This window comes from Kushneria sinocarnis (assembly GCF_003633775.1).
In the GTDB taxonomy this organism is placed as follows: domain Bacteria; phylum Pseudomonadota; class Gammaproteobacteria; order Pseudomonadales; family Halomonadaceae; genus Kushneria; species Kushneria sinocarnis.
In genome coordinates this window covers 149,403-165,054 of sequence record NZ_RBIN01000001.1, presented here as the reverse complement: position 1 = coordinate 165,054, position 15,652 = coordinate 149,403, and the positions used below count along the sequence as shown (strand labels likewise).

The 15,652-nt window shown below is 68.0% G+C and carries 13 protein-coding genes; 8 read left to right on the top strand and 5 right to left on the bottom strand.

The features are described from left to right. Positions 1 to 3: 3 nt before the first annotated feature. Positions 4 to 1,434, bottom strand: a complete 1,431-nt coding sequence (hldE, locus tag C7446_RS00745; RefSeq protein WP_121170321.1) for a bifunctional D-glycero-beta-D-manno-heptose-7-phosphate kinase/D-glycero-beta-D-manno-heptose 1-phosphate adenylyltransferase HldE — start codon at positions 1,432 to 1,434, stop codon at positions 4 to 6. Beyond that, positions 1,431 to 2,528 (bottom strand): glycosyltransferase family 9 protein, encoded by a 1,098-nt coding sequence (locus C7446_RS00740; RefSeq protein WP_121170320.1) that lies wholly within the window; start codon positions 2,526 to 2,528, stop codon positions 1,431 to 1,433. Before C7446_RS00740 ends, hldE begins: the two co-directional genes overlap by 4 nt. Here C7446_RS00740 and C7446_RS00735 point away from each other — a divergent pair. The 5 genes from C7446_RS00735 (at position 2,527) to ddlA (ending at position 8,283) form a co-directional block, all read left to right on the top strand. Further along, positions 2,527 to 3,255, top strand: a complete 729-nt coding sequence (locus C7446_RS00735) for a 3-deoxy-D-manno-octulosonic acid kinase (protein ID WP_121170318.1) — start codon at positions 2,527 to 2,529, stop codon at positions 3,253 to 3,255. The two genes, C7446_RS00740 and C7446_RS00735, sit on opposite strands and share 2 nt — an antisense overlap. Before the next feature lie 10 nt (positions 3,256 to 3,265). After that, positions 3,266 to 5,158: a DUF3413 domain-containing protein gene (locus C7446_RS00730; RefSeq protein ID WP_121170316.1), complete on the top strand. Its 1,893-nt coding sequence runs from the start codon at positions 3,266 to 3,268 to the stop codon at positions 5,156 to 5,158. Positions 5,159 to 5,168: 10 nt separating this feature from the next. Beyond that, positions 5,169 to 5,978, top strand: a complete 810-nt coding sequence (locus C7446_RS00725) for a glycosyltransferase family 2 protein (protein ID WP_121170314.1) — start codon at positions 5,169 to 5,171, stop codon at positions 5,976 to 5,978. Positions 5,979 to 6,032: 54 nt separating this feature from the next. Then, positions 6,033 to 7,073, top strand: coding sequence for a glycosyltransferase family 4 protein (locus tag C7446_RS00720; protein ID WP_342768332.1), 1,041 nt, complete (start codon positions 6,033 to 6,035; stop codon positions 7,071 to 7,073). A 103-nt stretch (positions 7,074 to 7,176) separates the two neighbouring features. Then, positions 7,177 to 8,283: a D-alanine--D-alanine ligase gene (ddlA, locus tag C7446_RS00715; RefSeq protein WP_121170312.1), complete on the top strand. Its 1,107-nt coding sequence runs from the start codon at positions 7,177 to 7,179 to the stop codon at positions 8,281 to 8,283. Positions 8,284 to 8,315: 32 nt separating this feature from the next. Here ddlA and waaF read toward each other — a convergent pair whose 3' ends face one another. Then, positions 8,316 to 9,353 carry a lipopolysaccharide heptosyltransferase II gene (waaF, locus tag C7446_RS00710; RefSeq protein WP_121170310.1) on the bottom strand — a complete coding sequence of 346 codons (1,038 nt, stop codon included), beginning with the start codon at positions 9,351 to 9,353 and terminating at the stop codon, positions 8,316 to 8,318. Next, complete coding sequence (gene rfaD, locus C7446_RS00705; protein WP_121170308.1) at positions 9,346 to 10,299, bottom strand: ADP-glyceromanno-heptose 6-epimerase; 954 nt, start codon at positions 10,297 to 10,299, stop codon at positions 9,346 to 9,348. Before rfaD ends, waaF begins: the two co-directional genes overlap by 8 nt. Before the next feature lie 197 nt (positions 10,300 to 10,496). On the opposite strand from rfaD, the gene glyQ reads away from it, so the two are divergent. Genes glyQ through C7446_RS00690 form a run of 3 tightly spaced genes read left to right on the top strand, consistent with a single transcriptional unit; the run spans position 10,497 to position 14,076 of the window. Next, positions 10,497 to 11,459 (top strand): glycine--tRNA ligase subunit alpha, encoded by a 963-nt coding sequence (glyQ, locus tag C7446_RS00700; RefSeq protein WP_121170306.1) that lies wholly within the window; start codon positions 10,497 to 10,499, stop codon positions 11,457 to 11,459. Further along, positions 11,459 to 13,537: a glycine--tRNA ligase subunit beta gene (glyS, locus tag C7446_RS00695; RefSeq protein ID WP_121170304.1), complete on the top strand. Its 2,079-nt coding sequence runs from the start codon at positions 11,459 to 11,461 to the stop codon at positions 13,535 to 13,537. The genes glyQ and glyS overlap by 1 nt, the downstream gene beginning before the upstream one ends. Next, positions 13,534 to 14,076 carry a GNAT family N-acetyltransferase gene (locus C7446_RS00690; protein ID WP_245977585.1) on the top strand — a complete coding sequence of 181 codons (543 nt, stop codon included), beginning with the start codon at positions 13,534 to 13,536 and terminating at the stop codon, positions 14,074 to 14,076. The genes glyS and C7446_RS00690 overlap by 4 nt, the downstream gene beginning before the upstream one ends. 73 nt (positions 14,077 to 14,149) lie before the next feature. Here the strand turns inward: C7446_RS00690 and C7446_RS00685 are convergent, their stop codons facing one another. Then, complete coding sequence (locus C7446_RS00685; protein ID WP_121170302.1) at positions 14,150 to 15,649, bottom strand: sodium:solute symporter family protein; 1,500 nt, start codon at positions 15,647 to 15,649, stop codon at positions 14,150 to 14,152. Positions 15,650 to 15,652: the final 3 nt, after the last annotated feature.

The following is a 15,652-nucleotide window of genomic DNA, read 5'->3' as shown; positions in this document are numbered from 1 at the left end:
CGATCAGCGTTCCCGGTCGAGAATGGTGGCAATCATGGCGGTGGTCGAGACGCCATCCTCGAAGCCGAGCACCCGGACCTCGCCGCCGGCCCGGCGTACCGCCTCGCCGCCGGCGATCTCCTCGGGCTGATAGTCGCCCCCCTTGACCAGCACATCGGGCAGCACCGTCTCGATCAGCCGCTGGGGCGTATCCTCGCCGAAGGCCACTACCCAGTCGACCGCCCGCAACCCGGAGAGTACCGCCATGCGCCGCTCCAGCGGGTTGATCGGGCGACCGTCGCCCTTCAGCCGGGCGACCGAGGCGTCATCGTTGACCGCCACGATCAGACGATCCCCCAGCGCAGCGGCCTGCTCGAGATAGGCCACGTGGCCGGCGTGCAGGATGTCGAAGCAGCCGTTGGTCATCACCACCCGCTCGCCACGCGCCTGGGCGGCCCGCACCGCATCGATCAGGGCGCGCTCGCCGGTGATGCCGTATTCGGCCAGATGATCGCTCTGCAGCGCACTGTAGAGCTCGGCCACGGAGAGCGTGGCGGTGCCCGGCTTGGCCACCACCAGCCCGGCAGCGAGATTGGCCAGCACCACCCCTTCGGCGAGGTCGTGCCCGGCGGCCAGCGCCAGCCCCAGCACGCCGATGACGGTATCGCCGGCGCCGGTCACGTCGTAGACCTCGCGCGCGCGGGTCGGCAGATGCAGCGGCGAGCGGCCCTCGCGGATCAGCGTCATGCCGCGCTCGCTGCGGGTCACCAGCAGCGCCTCGAGCCCCAGCTCGCGTCGCAGCTGCTCCCCCTTGTCGGCCAGCGTGGCATCATCCGGGCAGGGCCCGACCACGGCCTCGAACTCGGCCAGGTTGGGGGTGACCACGCTGGCGCCGCGATAGCGGGTGAAGTCGCGCCCCTTGGGGTCGACCAGCACCCGCCGCCCGGCACGGCGACCGGCGGCGATCAGCGCCTGCACCCGGGAGAGGGTGCCCTTGCCGTAGTCGGAGATGATCATCAGCCCGCTGCCCTCGAGCTGGCGCTCGACACAGCGCTCCAGCGGCGTGGTATCGACATCCACCAGCGGCGATTCGAAGTCGAGCCGGATCAGCTGCTGGTTGCGACTCATCACGCGCAGCTTGGTGATGGTGGGCACCGTCTCGCTGACCTGGAAATCGGTCTCGATGCCGACCACGGCCAGCCGCTCGCGCAGGATGGCGGCATTGTCGTCATGGCCGACCAGCCCCACCAGGCCGACGCGGGCCCCCAGGGCGGCGATGTTGAGGGCCACGTTGGCGGCCCCGCCGGGCCGGTCCTCGGTTTCGTCCACCCGCACCACCGGCACCGGCGCCTCCGGCGAAATGCGGGACGTCGGGCCGTGCCAGTAGCGATCAAGCATCACGTCACCGACGACCACGACCCTGGCGCGCTCCAGCGCGGCGAGATCGAGCTTCATGAAGCGCTCTCCTGACGGGGATCATCGAGGGGCCGAGGGGCCGCCAGCAGCCGGTCGAGGGCGCCGATCACATCCTCGAAGGTGATCAGCGACATGGCATCGGCGTGCCGTACCCGGCTGCCCCAGACAATGGCCTCGGGGGACTTGTGCATGTAGGTGCGGACCGCATCGGGGTAGCGATTGACCACGTGCCGGCGCCAGCAGTAGGGCGCCGCCCGCTCGGGGTTGGTGGTGGCAAAGAGCCCCACCACCGGCGTGCCCATGGCATTGGCCATGTGGACCGGTCCGGAGTCGGGCGCGATCACCGCGGCGGCGCGGTCGATCAGCGCCAGCAGCCCCTTGAGCGAGGTGGCGCCGATGGCATCCACCGGCTCGGCCGAGCTGCAGTGGCGGCGGATCTCGGCGCCCATCTCGCGCTCCTGGGGGCTGCCCCCACCGGTCAGGATGGTGGTCAGACCGTGCTGGGTCCGGGCATGCTCGATCACCGCGGCGTAGCCGGCCGCCGACCAGTTGCGGAAATTGCGCAGCCGCGGATTGGCGCAGGGACTGATGACCAGCGTGCGCCGGCCGGCATCCCACTGTCCGGCTTCGGTCACCGCCTCGGGCGGCAGGGGGATATCCCACGCCAGGCGGGTATCACCGACCCCCATCATGCGGGCGAAGTCCATGAAGGACTCCAGCACATGGGCGTGCGGATGCGGCTCGAGCTGGCGCTGGGTGAACAAGGTCTGCCAGTCCTTGGCGCGGGCGCGATCGAAGCCCAGCCGTACACCGGCGTTGAGCCCCAGCGACAGCATGCTGGCGCGGATCGACTGCTGCATGTGCAGCAGCGCGTCGAAGTGCACGTCGCCGAGCTCGCGCCAGATCCGGCGCATGCCGGCCAGCCCGGAGGACTTGTCGTACACCACGAACTCGACCCCGGAGAGGCCGGTCAGTAAACTGTACTCCCCCCGGCCGATGATCCAGGTGATTCGTACCTGCGGCCACTGACGCTGCAGCGCACGCACTGCAGGGACCAGATTGCAGACGTCACCCAGCGCGGACAGTCGCAGCACGCACAGATGTGCCGGGTGGGCGGGCAGAGGATGCTTCATGCGGATGGCTACGTCCCGAAAAGCGAATGCGCACATTCTATATGACCCCGAATCAGCGCCACAAATGAACGCCGACTGGTTCCGGGGCGATTACTGGCGGCAGCGCCGGGCGGTGACCGGCGAAGCGCCGGGGCGCGGCGCCAGTCTGTTCATCGTGCATGGCGACCGGCACTGGGTACTGCGCCACTATCACCGTGGCGGACTGGCCGCCCGGCTCTCCCGCCAGCGCTACCTCTGGCAGGGGGCCGAGCGCAGCCGCCCCTTTCGCGAATTCCGCCTGACCGCCACGCTGCACGATGCCCGGCTGCCGGTCCCCCGTCCGATCGGGGCCTGTATCTGGCGCTTCGGTGCCCTGCATGAGGGGGCACTGATCACCGAGCGGCTGCTCGGCACCCGGGCGCTGGCCAGCGTGATCGCCGAGCCGGGAGTCGATCCCCGGCTGCTGGCGGCTACCGGCTGCGCCATCCGGCGCTGTCACGCGGCCGGACTGGACCATGTCGATCTCAACGCCCGCAACCTGCTGGTCAGCGAATCGCCGACCGCCCGGGCCTGGGTGATCGACCTCGACCGCTGCCGCCTGCGCTCACCGGGGCGCTGGCAGCAGCGCAATCTCGACCGCCTGCAGCGGTCACTGCAACGTTTCGCGCCCGAGCGTGCCGAGTCCCTGATGGCCGGCATTCTCGGGGGTTATCACGCTGAATTCTCCACGGCTCCGCAACAGGTCTGAAGCTCCGCTCATGGCATCCAACACCTCGTCCTCCCGTACACCACCGAGAACGTCGCACGATTCGCGCAGCTTCCGGCTGCGCGCCAGCGCCTTCTTTGCACTGATCAATCTGGTCATCATCTGGCTGGTGGCGTTGCGCTACCTGCCCTGGCTCGACGTGCCCGGTACCCTATCGGGCTGGGCCTTTCTGGTGACCACCTGGCTTGGCCACTTCGGCGTGCTGGCGATGCTCGGCTGGCTGCCGCTGGGCCTGCTGGCGCTCTTCCTGCGCCGGCGCTGGATGATCCTGCCCGCCACCCTGATCGCCACCCTGGGGCTGTGGGCGCTGGCGCTGGATACCGAGGTCTTCGCCCAGTACCGCTTCCACGTCAATCACTTCATGCTGTCGATGTTCCTGCATGACAGCAACGGCGACACCTTCAGCTTCTCGTTGTTCTCCTGGCTGATGGCCATCGGCGTCATGCTCGGCTTCGCGCTGATCGAGCTGTGGCTCGCCTGGCGTCTCTTTTCCCGGGCCCGCGAGGTGCGCTTCCCGGTATGGAAGAGCTTCATCGTGCTGCTGCTGCTGGCGATCGCCAGCCATGTCATCCATCTCATCGGCGATGCCCGCTACAACCGCTCGGTCACCCAGCAGACCGCCATCTATCCGCTGTTCTATCCCGCCACGGCCAAGGACTTCATGGAGAAGCACGGCTGGCTCGACCCCCGGGCCGCGCGTGAACAGGGCCTGAAGATGGGCGGCAGCCACGACAGTGCCAACCTCGACTGGCCGAAGACACCGCTGAACTGCCAGCCGGGCGCGGATGCCCCCAACGTGCTGATCGTGCTGCTGGACTCCTGGCGCTTCGACGAACTCGATGACAAGACGACTCCCAACATGGCGGCCGTCGCCCGCAACGGGGCGCGCTTCACCCAGCACTACAGCGGCGGCAACGGCACCCGCAGCGGTACCTTCAGCCTGCTCTACGGCCTGTCGGGCAACTACTGGCAGTTCATGGAGAACTCCCAGACCCCGAGCCTGCTGATCCGTACCCTGCAGCAGCACGACTACCCGCTGGGCATCTTTGCCTCGGCCAGCCTCAACGGCGTCGGGCTCGATCGCACCGCCTTCGCTTCGGTGCCCGACCTGCGCCTGCGCACCCACCAGGGCGACACGCCCGCCGCCCGGGACGCGCACATGACCGAGGAGTGGCTGGAGTGGCAGCAGAACCGGCGGCGCGACCACCCCGATCAGCCCTGGTTCGGCTTTTTGTTCTATGACGCCCCGCACGGCTACAGCGTGCCCGACGATGCCGAGATGCCGTGGCAGCCCTCGGCCCGGCAGATGGAGTACGCCCGGCTCGGTCCGAATACCGATCCGACGCCGATCCGCAACCTGCACCGCAACGCCGCGCACTACGATGACCGGCTGATCGGCCGCGTCATCCGCGATCTCAAGTCGCACGGCGAGTGGGAGAACACCATGGTGGTCTTCACCTCCGACCACGGCCAGGAGTTCAACGACTCGGGCCACAACTACTGGGGCCACAACGGCAACTTCACCCGCTGGCAGACCGGCGTGCCGCTGGTGATCCACGGCCCCGGCGTGGCCGATGAAGTGCACCATGGCCGCACCAGCCACTTCAGCGTGGTGCCGACCCTGATGACCCATGCCCTGAACTGCAGCAATCCGCCGAGCGACTACAGCCTCGGCCATGATCTGCTCGGCGGCGAGGTCGATCGCAGCTGGGTCGAGGCCGGCAGCTATACCGAATACGGTATCCTCGAAAAGGATCGCATCACCGAGATCAGCAACAGCGGCGACTGGACGGTCTATGACCGGCAGATGAATCCGCTGCCCGAGCAGGACTTCTCGCCTGCGGTCTTCGATGCCGTACAGGCCATGAAACGGTTTTTCCGATGAGGCGCTGACCATGACCGATTCCCGGCAGGGCACCACGCCGATCAGCGGCGTGGTCATCACGCTCGATGAAGCCGACAACATTGAAGCCTGCCTGGCCTCGCTGGCGCAGGTCTGCAGTGAGCTGATCGTGGTCGACTCGGGGTCGAGCGATGCCACGCTCGCGCGCGCCCGGGCGATGGGGGCCCGGGTGGTCGAGCAGCCCTACCTCGGTGACGGCCCGCAGAAGAACGTCGGCCCCGCGCTCGCCAGCCACCGCTGGGTGCTGTCGCTGGACGCGGACGAACGGCTCACCGAGCAGGCCGTTACTGCCATCAGGGCGCTCGCGCTCTCCGACGACGGCCCGGACGGCTACGCCCTGCGCCGGCGCAACTTCATCGGGTCGCGCTGGGTCAGGGCCTGCGGCTGGTATCCCGACTACTGCATCCGCCTGTTCGACCGCGACCGCACGGCCTTCTCCGACACCCGCCAGCACGCTTCCGTGCAGGCCACCCGGACGGTACGGCTCGATGCCGATCTGGAGCACTACTCCTTTGCCGATCTCGGCGAGCTGTTCACCAAGGCCGGCGGCCGCTTCTCCAGGCGCGCCGCCAAGATCATGTACCTCAAGGGGCGGCGGGTGAACGCTTGGTCGCCCTGGCTGCACGGCAGCAACGCCTTCATGCGCAAGTATCTCTTCCAGCGCGGCTTTACCGCCGGGGTCGACGGGCTGTCGGTGGCCCTGTCGGCGGCACTCAATGCCTATCTGAAATACGCCAAGCTGCTGGAATACCAGCGCGACGCGAAGGTGCGCGAGGCCGAGGACTTCGAGCGCATCTGGTAGTCATGCGTCAGGACGTCGCCACATCTCCGATCTGCAGACAAGGTGAGTACTCACTTGCACATTCACATTCGACACGTCAATCTGGCCCGCGACTTCCGCGGCGGTGAACGCCAGACCGTCCTGCTGATCCTGGCACTGGCCGCCCATGGCATCGAGCAGAGCCTGGTCTGTCGGGCCGACTCCCCCATGAGGCAGGAGCTGGAGGGTCTGCAAACGCTCACTTTCATCACCGCGGCGCACCCCCTGGCCGGGCAGTTCCAGGGGCCGCGCGCCGATCTGGTCCACGCCCACGAGGCCCGGGCCGTGCACTGGGCCTGGCTGCACCGACAGCTGCGACGCACGCCCTATCTGCTGACCCGCCGGGTGCCCCAGCCGGTCCGCGACAAGCCCTTCAATCGGCGCACCTACGGCGACGCCGCCATGGCGGTCGCGATCTCCTCCCCGATCGAGGCGCACCTCAACGAGCGGCACTGGTGTCCGGTCGAGCGCATTCCCAGCGCCCTCTCCCACCTGCCCCGCCACTCGGTGATCGGCGAGACGCTCAAGGAGCGCTTCAGCGGCCGCTTCGTGGTCGGCCATGTCGGCGCCCTGGTGGATCGCCACAAGGGGCAGCGCCTGATCATCGAGGCGGCCCGCCGGCTGCGCAGCGAGCACCCCGATCTCTTGTTCGTGCTGCTCGGCGAGGGCGAGGACGGCGAGGCCCTGCGCGAGGAGAGCCGCGATCTCGACAACGTGCTCTGGGAGGGTTTCCAGCCCCATGTCGGCGACTATCTGGCGGCCTTTGACCTGTTCGTCTTTCCCTCGCGCAACGAGGGACTGGGTTCGACCCTGCTCGATGCCATGGATGCCGGCGTACCGATCATCGCCAGTCGGGTGGACGGCATCCCCGATATTGTCATCGACGGCCGCACCGGCGTGCTGATCCCCCCCGATGACGCCACCACGCTGAGCGAGCAGATCGTGGCCCTGCGTCACGATCCGGCCCAGCGCACCCGGCTGGTCGGTGGCGCCCGGCAGCGGCTGGCCGAGTTCACCCCCGAGGCCATGGGAGACGCCTATCTGGCGCTCTATCAGCGCCTGCTCGCGCCGGCCTGAGCATCACACCGGTCGCCGGCGGGCATCACGGCCGACAGGGGGCGGTGAACATGGCATCATGCGCCCACGCAATCATGGCCAGTACGAGCAGAAGGAGCAGCCCATGGGCAGGATCAGAGTCGGTGTCATCTTCGGCGGCAAGTCGGCCGAACACGAGGTATCCCTGCAGTCGGCCCGCAACATCGTCGATGCCCTCGACCGGGAGCGCTTCGAGGTCACCCTGATCGGCATCGACCGACAGGGCCAATGGCACATCAACGAGGCCTCGGACTTTCTGCTCAATGCCGACGATCCTGCCCGCATCGCGCTCCACCGCTCGCAGCGCGATGTGGCGCTGGTGCCGGGCCGTGAGCGCGATCAGCTGATCGAGCCCGAACACGCCGGCGTGCTTGACCAGCTCGACGTGGTCTTCCCCATCGTGCACGGCACCCTGGGCGAGGATGGCTCGCTGCAGGGGCTGCTGCGCATGGCCAACCTGCCCTTTGTCGGCTCCGGGGTGCTCGGCTCGGCCGTGGGCATGGACAAGGACATGACCAAGCGGCTGTTGCGCGATGCCGGGCTGGCCGTGGCCCCCTTCGTCACCTTTCACCGCCATGACGCCGGACAGGCCGATTTCGACGCCCTGAGCGCCGAGCTGGGCAGTCCGCTGTTCGTCAAGCCGGCCAATCAGGGCTCCTCGGTGGGGGTCAGCCGGGTCGGCGATGCCGCCGAACTCGCGCGTGCGCTGGAAGTGGCGCTGTCGTTCGATCACAAGGTGCTGGTCGAATCCGCCGTGCAGGGCCGCGAGATCGAGTGCGCCATTCTCGGCAACGACAACCCCGAGGCCAGTGTCTGTGGCGAGATCGTGGTCAGCGGCGACAGCTTCTACTCCTACGACACCAAGTACATCAGCGATGACGGCGCCACCATTGCCGTCCCGGCCGATATCGACCGGGCGAGCAGCGACGAGATCCGCCGGGTGGCGCTGCACGCCTTCCGCACCCTGGAGTGTGCCGGGCTGGCCCGGGTGGATGTCTTTCTCACGCCGGCGGGCGAGGTGATCATCAACGAGGTCAACACCCTGCCCGGCTTCACCCGCATCAGCATGTACCCCAAGCTGTGGCAGGCCAGCGGGCTGAGCTATCCGGCGCTGGTCGGGCGGCTGATCGAGCTGGCGCTGGAACGCCACGACGCGGACCTGCGCCTGAAAAGCTCGCTCGGCGGCGACTGAGCCGGCGCGGCGTCGGCCCGCGCGGGTCGGCGTCAGGTCTCCGGGGCCAGGTGGGCGATGATGCGCCCCGGATCGAGCTGGTTGAGGCAGTTGGTGTGCCCCAGCGGGCAGGTGCGCTCGAAGCAGGGCGAGCAGGAGAGTTCCAGCCAGTGGATATCGGCATGGGCCGTCAGCGGCGGCGTATAGCGCGGGCTGGAGGAGCCGTAGATGGCCTGCAGGCGGGTCCCCACCGCGGCCGCCACGTGCATCAGGCCGGAGTCGTTGGTGACCACCTGTTCACAGCTGCCCAGCAGGTCCACGGCATCCGCCAGCGATGTCCGGCCGCACAGGTTGACCACCCCCTCGAGGGCGTCGCTGATGGTGTCGCCGGCCGGACGGTCCTTCTCTCCGCCCAGCACGATCACCTGATGGCCACGCGCCACCATCTGCTGCGCCACCCGCCGGAAGTAGGTGAGCGGCCACTGCTTGGCAGGGCCATACTCCGCCCCGGGCATCAGCCCGATCAGCGGCCGGGTAAGCGAGTAGGCCTCGCGCAGCCGGCGCTGGTTGGCGGCATCCAGCGTCAGGTGCGGATGAGGCACCTGGGCCAGCGGCGCGGACTCCTCGACCGGCACGCCCAGCGCGACGAAGCGCTTGACGGTCTGATCGAGCACCGTGCGGTTGCGCTGACGCCGGTCGTTGAGCAGCACGTAGCGCTGCTCGCCGACAAAACCGGTGCGATGCGGCACGCCGGCGGCAAAGGGCACCAGCGCCGACTTCCACGAGCGGGGCAGCACGATGGCGCGATCATAGCGCCCCTTCAGCGAGCGCCCCAGCCGCCAGCGGGCGGCCAGCTCGACATCGCCGTGGCCGACATCCAGGGTCAGCGCCTCGCGCACCTCGGGCATGCGCTCGAGGATCGGCGTCGACCACTTCGGCCCGATGACATCGATGACCGCCTCGGGATCGCGCCGGCGCAGCACCATGAACAGGCTCTGCGCCATGACCATGTCGCCGACCCAGGCGGGGCCGACCACCAGAATGCGTTCACCGCGCACCGCCGAGGGAGAGAGGATACCCGCCTCAGCCATGGGAGGCGCGGGTCAGCCACTGCATGTAGTCGGTGACGCCTTCATGGACCGTGCGGAATTCACGGTCGTAGCCGATCGCCCGCAGCCGGCCGATATCGGCCCGGGTATAGCTCTGGTAGCGCCCCTTGAGATGCTCGGGGAAGTCGATGTAGTCGACCTGCCCGTGCCCCTGGAACTCGATGACCGCATCGGCAATCGCCTGGAAGGGTTCGGCCCGGCCGGTCCCCAGATTGAAGATGCCCGAGCACTCGGGATGGTCGAGAAACCACAGGTTGACGTCGACCACGTCAGCGACGTGGATGAAGTCACGGCTCTGCATGCCGGCCTCGTAGCCGTCATGGGCGCCGAACAGCTTCGGCTGCTCGCCCCGCGCCATCTGGCTGTAGTGATGGAAGGCGACGCTCGCCATGCTGCCCTTGTGCTGCTCGCGCGGGCCATAGACATTGAAGTAGCGAAAGCCGGCGACCTGGGTGGTCAGCCGGTCCCAGCGGGCCCGCACGTGCTGATCGAAGGCCAGCTTGGAGTAGCCGTAGACGTTGAGCGGACGCTCGTGCTCGGGCGCCTCACGGAAGACGTCACTGCCCCCGTAGACCGCCGCCGAGGAGGCGTAGAGGAAGGGAATCTGGTGCGCCTGGCAGTAGTCGAGCAGCACCTTCGAGTATTCGAAGTTGTTGGCCATCATGTAGCGGCCGTCCCACTCGGTGGTATCCGAGCAGGCGCCCTCGTGGAAGATCGCCTCGATCGCCGGCAGCCGCGACTGGTCGCGCACCCGGGCGAGGAAATCATCCTTGTCGAGGTAGTCGGCAATGCGGCAGTCGGCAAGATTGACGAAGCGGCGTCCGTCGGACAGGTCATCGACCACCATGATGTCGCTGCGGCCGCGCTCGTTGAGGGCCCTGACGATATTGGCGCCGATGAAGCCGGCACCCCCTGTGACCACGATCATTGGCTCTCTCCTGCAACTGCCGTATCCGAAGGCCGCCGGCGGCGGCGCCCTCAGGGTAACACCGCCGGTGCGACATGCGCTGCCCCGCGGCGCCGGCCGCCGTTCGTGCCGGCACTCCCGGCCGCGGCCCTATAACCCACTGGTCGCTGATTGTATACTTGCCGGTCGATGAATTCATGGGCCAACGGTACCTTTCGATGACTGCTCAAGCGACGACCGCGTCGACGCCCGACGTGAGCACCTTTCAGGGCCTGATCCTCGCCCTGCAGCAGTACTGGGCCGAACAGGGCTGCGTGATCATGCAGCCGCTCGACATGGAGGTCGGCGCCGGTACCTTTCACCCTGCCACCTTCCTGCGCTCGATCGGCCCGGAGAGCTGGAATGCCGCCTACGTGCAGCCATCGCGCCGCCCGACCGATGGCCGCTATGGCGAGAATCCCAACCGGCTGCAGCACTACTACCAGTTCCAGGTGGTAATGAAGCCCTCGCCCGAGAACCTGCAGGCGCTCTATCTGGGCTCGCTCGAACGGCTCGGACTGGACCTGCTGGTCCACGACGTGCGCTTTGTCGAGGACAACTGGGAGTCCCCCACCCTCGGCGCCTGGGGGCTGGGCTGGGAAGTCTGGCTCAACGGCATGGAGGTGACCCAGTTCACCTACTTCCAGCAGGCCGGCGGGATCGAGTGCCATCCGGTGATGGGCGAGCTGACCTACGGGCTGGAACGCATCGCCATGTACCTGCAGGACGTCGACAGCGTCTATGACCTGATCTGGGCGCGCGGTCCGGACGGCAGCGAGGTCACCTACGGGGATGTCTATCTGCAGAACGAGCGCGAGCAGTCCGCCTACAACTTCGAGCACGCCGACGTGCCGACCCTGCTGGCCGATTTCGAGCACTGCGAACGCGACTGCGCCACCCTGCTCGAGGCCGAGCTGCCGCTGCCGGCCTACGAGAAGGTGCTCAAGGCCTCGCACACCTTCAACCTGCTCGATGCCCGCCACGCCATTTCGGTGACCGAGCGGGCCCGCTACATCCTGCGGGTGCGCACCCTCGCCCGCAACGTGGCCCACGCCTACTACGCCTCGCGGGAGGCCGCCGGCTTCCCCATGGCAAGCGAAGCGCTGCGCAATGAACTGATCGGTCAGAAGGAAACGAGCTGATGGCAGCCGACAATACCCTGCTGGTGGAACTGGGCTGCGAGGAGCTGCCCCCGGAGGCGCTGGCGCCGCTGGCCGATGCGCTGGCCGGCAGCCTGCGTCAGAGCCTGGCGGAGGCCGACATCGGCTTCGGCGAGATCCATCCGCACGCCACCCCCCGCCGGCTGGCCGTCACCATCACCCATCTGGCCGAGCGCCAGCCCGATCGCGATGTCGAACGCCTCGGTCCGGCGGTCAGTGCCGCCTTCGATGCCGAGGGCCAGCCGACGAAGGCCGCCACCGGCTTTGCCCGCTCGCTGGGGCTCGACGTTGCGCAGCTCAGCCACCTCGATACCGACAAGGGCGAGCGGCTCGGCCATCGCTACACCCAGCCGGGTGACACCACCGTGGCCCTGCTGCCCGGCATGGTGCGCAGCGCCGTGGACGCCCTGCCGGTGCCCAAACGGATGCGCTGGGGCGCCTCCCGGACCGAATTCTCGCGTCCGGTGCACTGGCTGGTGATGCTCTATGGCAGTGAAGTGGTCGAGGCCGAGGTGCTGGGGCTGACGGCCGGCCGGGCCACTCGTGGCCACCGCTTCCATCATCCCGACCCGCTCGAGCTGGCCCACGCCGATGACTATCTCGCCCGGCTCGAATCACCGGGGAAGGTGATTGCCGATCTGCCACGGCGGCGCAACATGATTCTCGAGCAGGTGCGAGCCGAGGCCGCGCTGCTGGACGCCACCGCCGTGGTCGACGAGCAGCTGCTCGATGAGGTCACCGGACTGGTGGAGTGGCCGGTGGCGCTGACCGGCCGCTTCGACGAGCGCTTTCTCGAGGTGCCGGCGGAGTGTCTGATCTCGTCGATGAAGGGCAATCAGAAGTACTTCCACCTGCTGGGCGACGATGACCGGCTGCTGCCGGCCTTCATCACCATCGCCAACCTCGAGAGCCGTGATCCGCAGCAGGTCATCGAAGGCAACGAGCGTGTGATCCGCCCCCGGCTGGCGGATGCCGCCTTCTTCTTCGAGACCGACCGCCGGCAGCGGCTCGAGGAGCGCTTCGACGCGCTGGAGCAGGTGGTCTTCCAGCAGCAGCTGGGGACGCTGGCCGACAAGAGCCGGCGCATCACCGAGCTGGCCGGCACCATTGCCGGGCAGAGCGGGCTCGATGTCGACCAGAGCCGCCGGGCCGCCCATCTCGCCAAGTGCGACCTGGTCACCGAAATGGTGCTGGAGTTCCCCGAACTGCAGGGGATAATGGGGGCCTACTACGCCCGCTTCGATGGCGAATCGGACGCCGTCGCCCGCGCCCTGCACCAGCAGTACCTGCCGCGCTTCGCCGGTGACGAGATCCCCGAGCGCGGCCCGGCGCTTGCGGTGGCGCTGGCCGACCGACTGGACACCCTCACCGGGATCTTCGGCATCGGCCAGAAGCCCTCCGGCACCCGCGACCCGTTCGCCCTGCGCCGCGCCGCCATCGGGGTGCTGTCGATCCTGATCGGCGCCGAACTCGATCTCGACCTGCGCGAACTGCTGACCACGGCGGCTCGCCAGCATGCCGCCATCGAGGATGCCGACCGGGTGGTCAACGAGGTGCTCGACTACATGCTCGATCGCTTCCGCGCCTGGGCCGACAGCGAGGGCATGGCCACCGAGACCTATCTGGCAGTGCGTGCCCGGCCGGTAACCCGGCCGTTCGACTTCGAGCGCCGGCTGCGCGCCGTGCACCTCTTCACCCATCGCCCCGAGGCGCAGGCACTGGCGGCCGCCAACAAGCGGGTGGCCAACATCCTGGCACGCCAGAGCGGCGATATCCCCGACGGGGTCGATCAGGCGCGCCTGGTCGATGACGCCGAGCGGGCACTGTTCGAGGCCGTCGAGGGCCGCCGGCAGGAGACCGCCCCGCTGATCGAGGCCCAGCAGTATCAGCAGGCACTGGATGCACTGGCGGGACTCAAGGAGCCGGTCGATACCTTCTTCGATCGGGTCATGGTCATGAGTGACGACGAGGCGCTGCGACGCAACCGGCTGGCCCTGCTCGCCCGCCTGCAGGCGCTCTTCCTCGCGGTGGCCGACATCTCGCTGCTGGAGGTCTCATGAGCCGGGTGCCGCTTTTGCAGTTCCGCCACGCCACGCCGGAGGACATTCCGGCGCTGGTCGAGCTGGTCACCACGGCCTATCGGGGCGAGGCCAGCCGGGCCGGCTGGACTCACGAAGCCGATCTGCTCGACGGCACCCGCATCATGCCGGAGATGCTGGCCGAGGATCTGGCACGGCCTCATGCGCTGGTGCTGATCGGCGAGGATCGCGGCAGCGGCGAGCCGGTCGCCTGCGCCCATCTGGAAGGCATCGACGGACATGCCCATTTCGGCATGTTTGCCGTTCTCCCGGAGTGCCAGCGGCACGGCGTGGGCCGCGCCCTGCTGGCCGAGGCGGAGCGACTGGCGCGTGACGAGCTCGCCTGCCGGGACATGAACATGACGGTCATCGACGTACGTCACGAACTGATTGCCTGGTACGAGCGCCGCGGCTATCAACAAACCGGGGAAACGCGCCCCTTCCCCCATGACGACCCCCGCTTCGGCACGCCCAGGCGCGATGACCTGCAGTTTGCGGTGCTGGAAAAGCCGCTCGACTGACCAGCGCCCGGGTGTTTCACGTGAAACACCCGGACTGCACGCCCCCGCTTACCTGCCGTTTGCACCCTCGCTCTCAGTAGCGAAAGCCGATCACTTCGCTGGCGTGCCGGCGGCGCTCCTCGGTGGCCCCGGAGAGCAGCGTCCCGCCCACGCAGATCGCCAGATTGAGCACGAGCCCCCAGAGTCCGCTGTAGATGCCCAGCGGGCGGTAGCCGAGGAAGGTGAACAGGCAGGCCAGCAGCGCCCCGGCCAGCATGCCGGTGAAGACCGCCCGCTCGCTCAGCCGGGTCCAGTAGAGCCCCAGCACCAGCGCCGGCGCGGTCTGGATCAGCAGCTCGAACTTGAGCACGAAGATCTGATAGAGGGTGGCCGGCGGATACCAGGCAATCAGCACCAGGATCACCACCGCCACCAGCCCTGCCAGCTTGCCCGTCAGCACCTTCCGGTACTCGCTGGCATCGGGCCGGATGTAGCGGCCGTAGAGATCATTGGAGATGATCGATGAGAAGGTCAGCAGGACCGAATCGGCGGTGGAGACGATCGCCGCGATCACCCCGCCGAAGAGCAGCACCATCGCCCAGTAGAAGAACGGATGCTGATTGGCCAGCGCATTGGCCATGATGCCCACCAGCTGCTCCGACTCGGCGGTACTCAGCCCCGGAAAGGCGGCAATGCCGATGATGCCGACCATGAACACCACGCCGGCGGTGAGAAACGGCATCCACGCCATGCGGATGAAGGAGCGCTTGAGGGTAGCCTCACTTCTGGCGGCGAAGATGCGCTGTACCGCATGGGGATAGATGGCCGCGCCGATCCCCACCAGCACCAGCAGGCTGAACCAGCGCATCAGCGCCGGCCCCTCGGGCGGGCTGAGCTTCTCCGGCGCGCTGGCCTGCATCTGCTCGGCGGCCCCGGCCGGCCCGCCGAAGTAGTAGAGCGAGCCGAGCAGCAGGGTAAAGACGCCGAACAGCAGCGCCAGCCCCTGGATGGTGTCGGTCCAGGCCACCGACCGCATGCCGCCCAGCCAGCTGTAGGCCACCATGATGACGATGAAGAAGATCACCCCCACCTGATAGGGAATGGTGCCACCGGTCAGCCCCGACACCCCCTGCCCGATCGCCACGAACTGCTCCAACAGGTAGTTGGCCAGCCCGTAGAGCATCAGGATGGCCGCCAGCACCGTTACCCGCTTCGAGCGGAAGCGCAGATCGATCCAGTCCACCGGGGTGAGCAGGCGAAAGCGTCGCCCCAGCGCGTAGAGCCTGGGGGCGAAGAACAGATACACCATGATGATCATGATGAAAAAGGGCACCGAGACCAGATAGTGATACCCCATGCGGTAGGCGGCCGGCGGATAGCCGATCACGGTGTTGCCGCTGTACTGGGTGGCAAAGAAGGTGAAGAAGAGCACCATGACGCCCAGCCCGCGCCCGCCCAGGTAGTATTCGTCGAGGCTTTCGCGCATGCCCCGGTTGCGCAGGAAGGCGTAGAACCCGACCCCGAGCATCAGGGCACCGTAGAGCCCCAGCACGAAGATGCCCGACCAGCCGCTGAATGCCAGCTCCATCTCCATGGC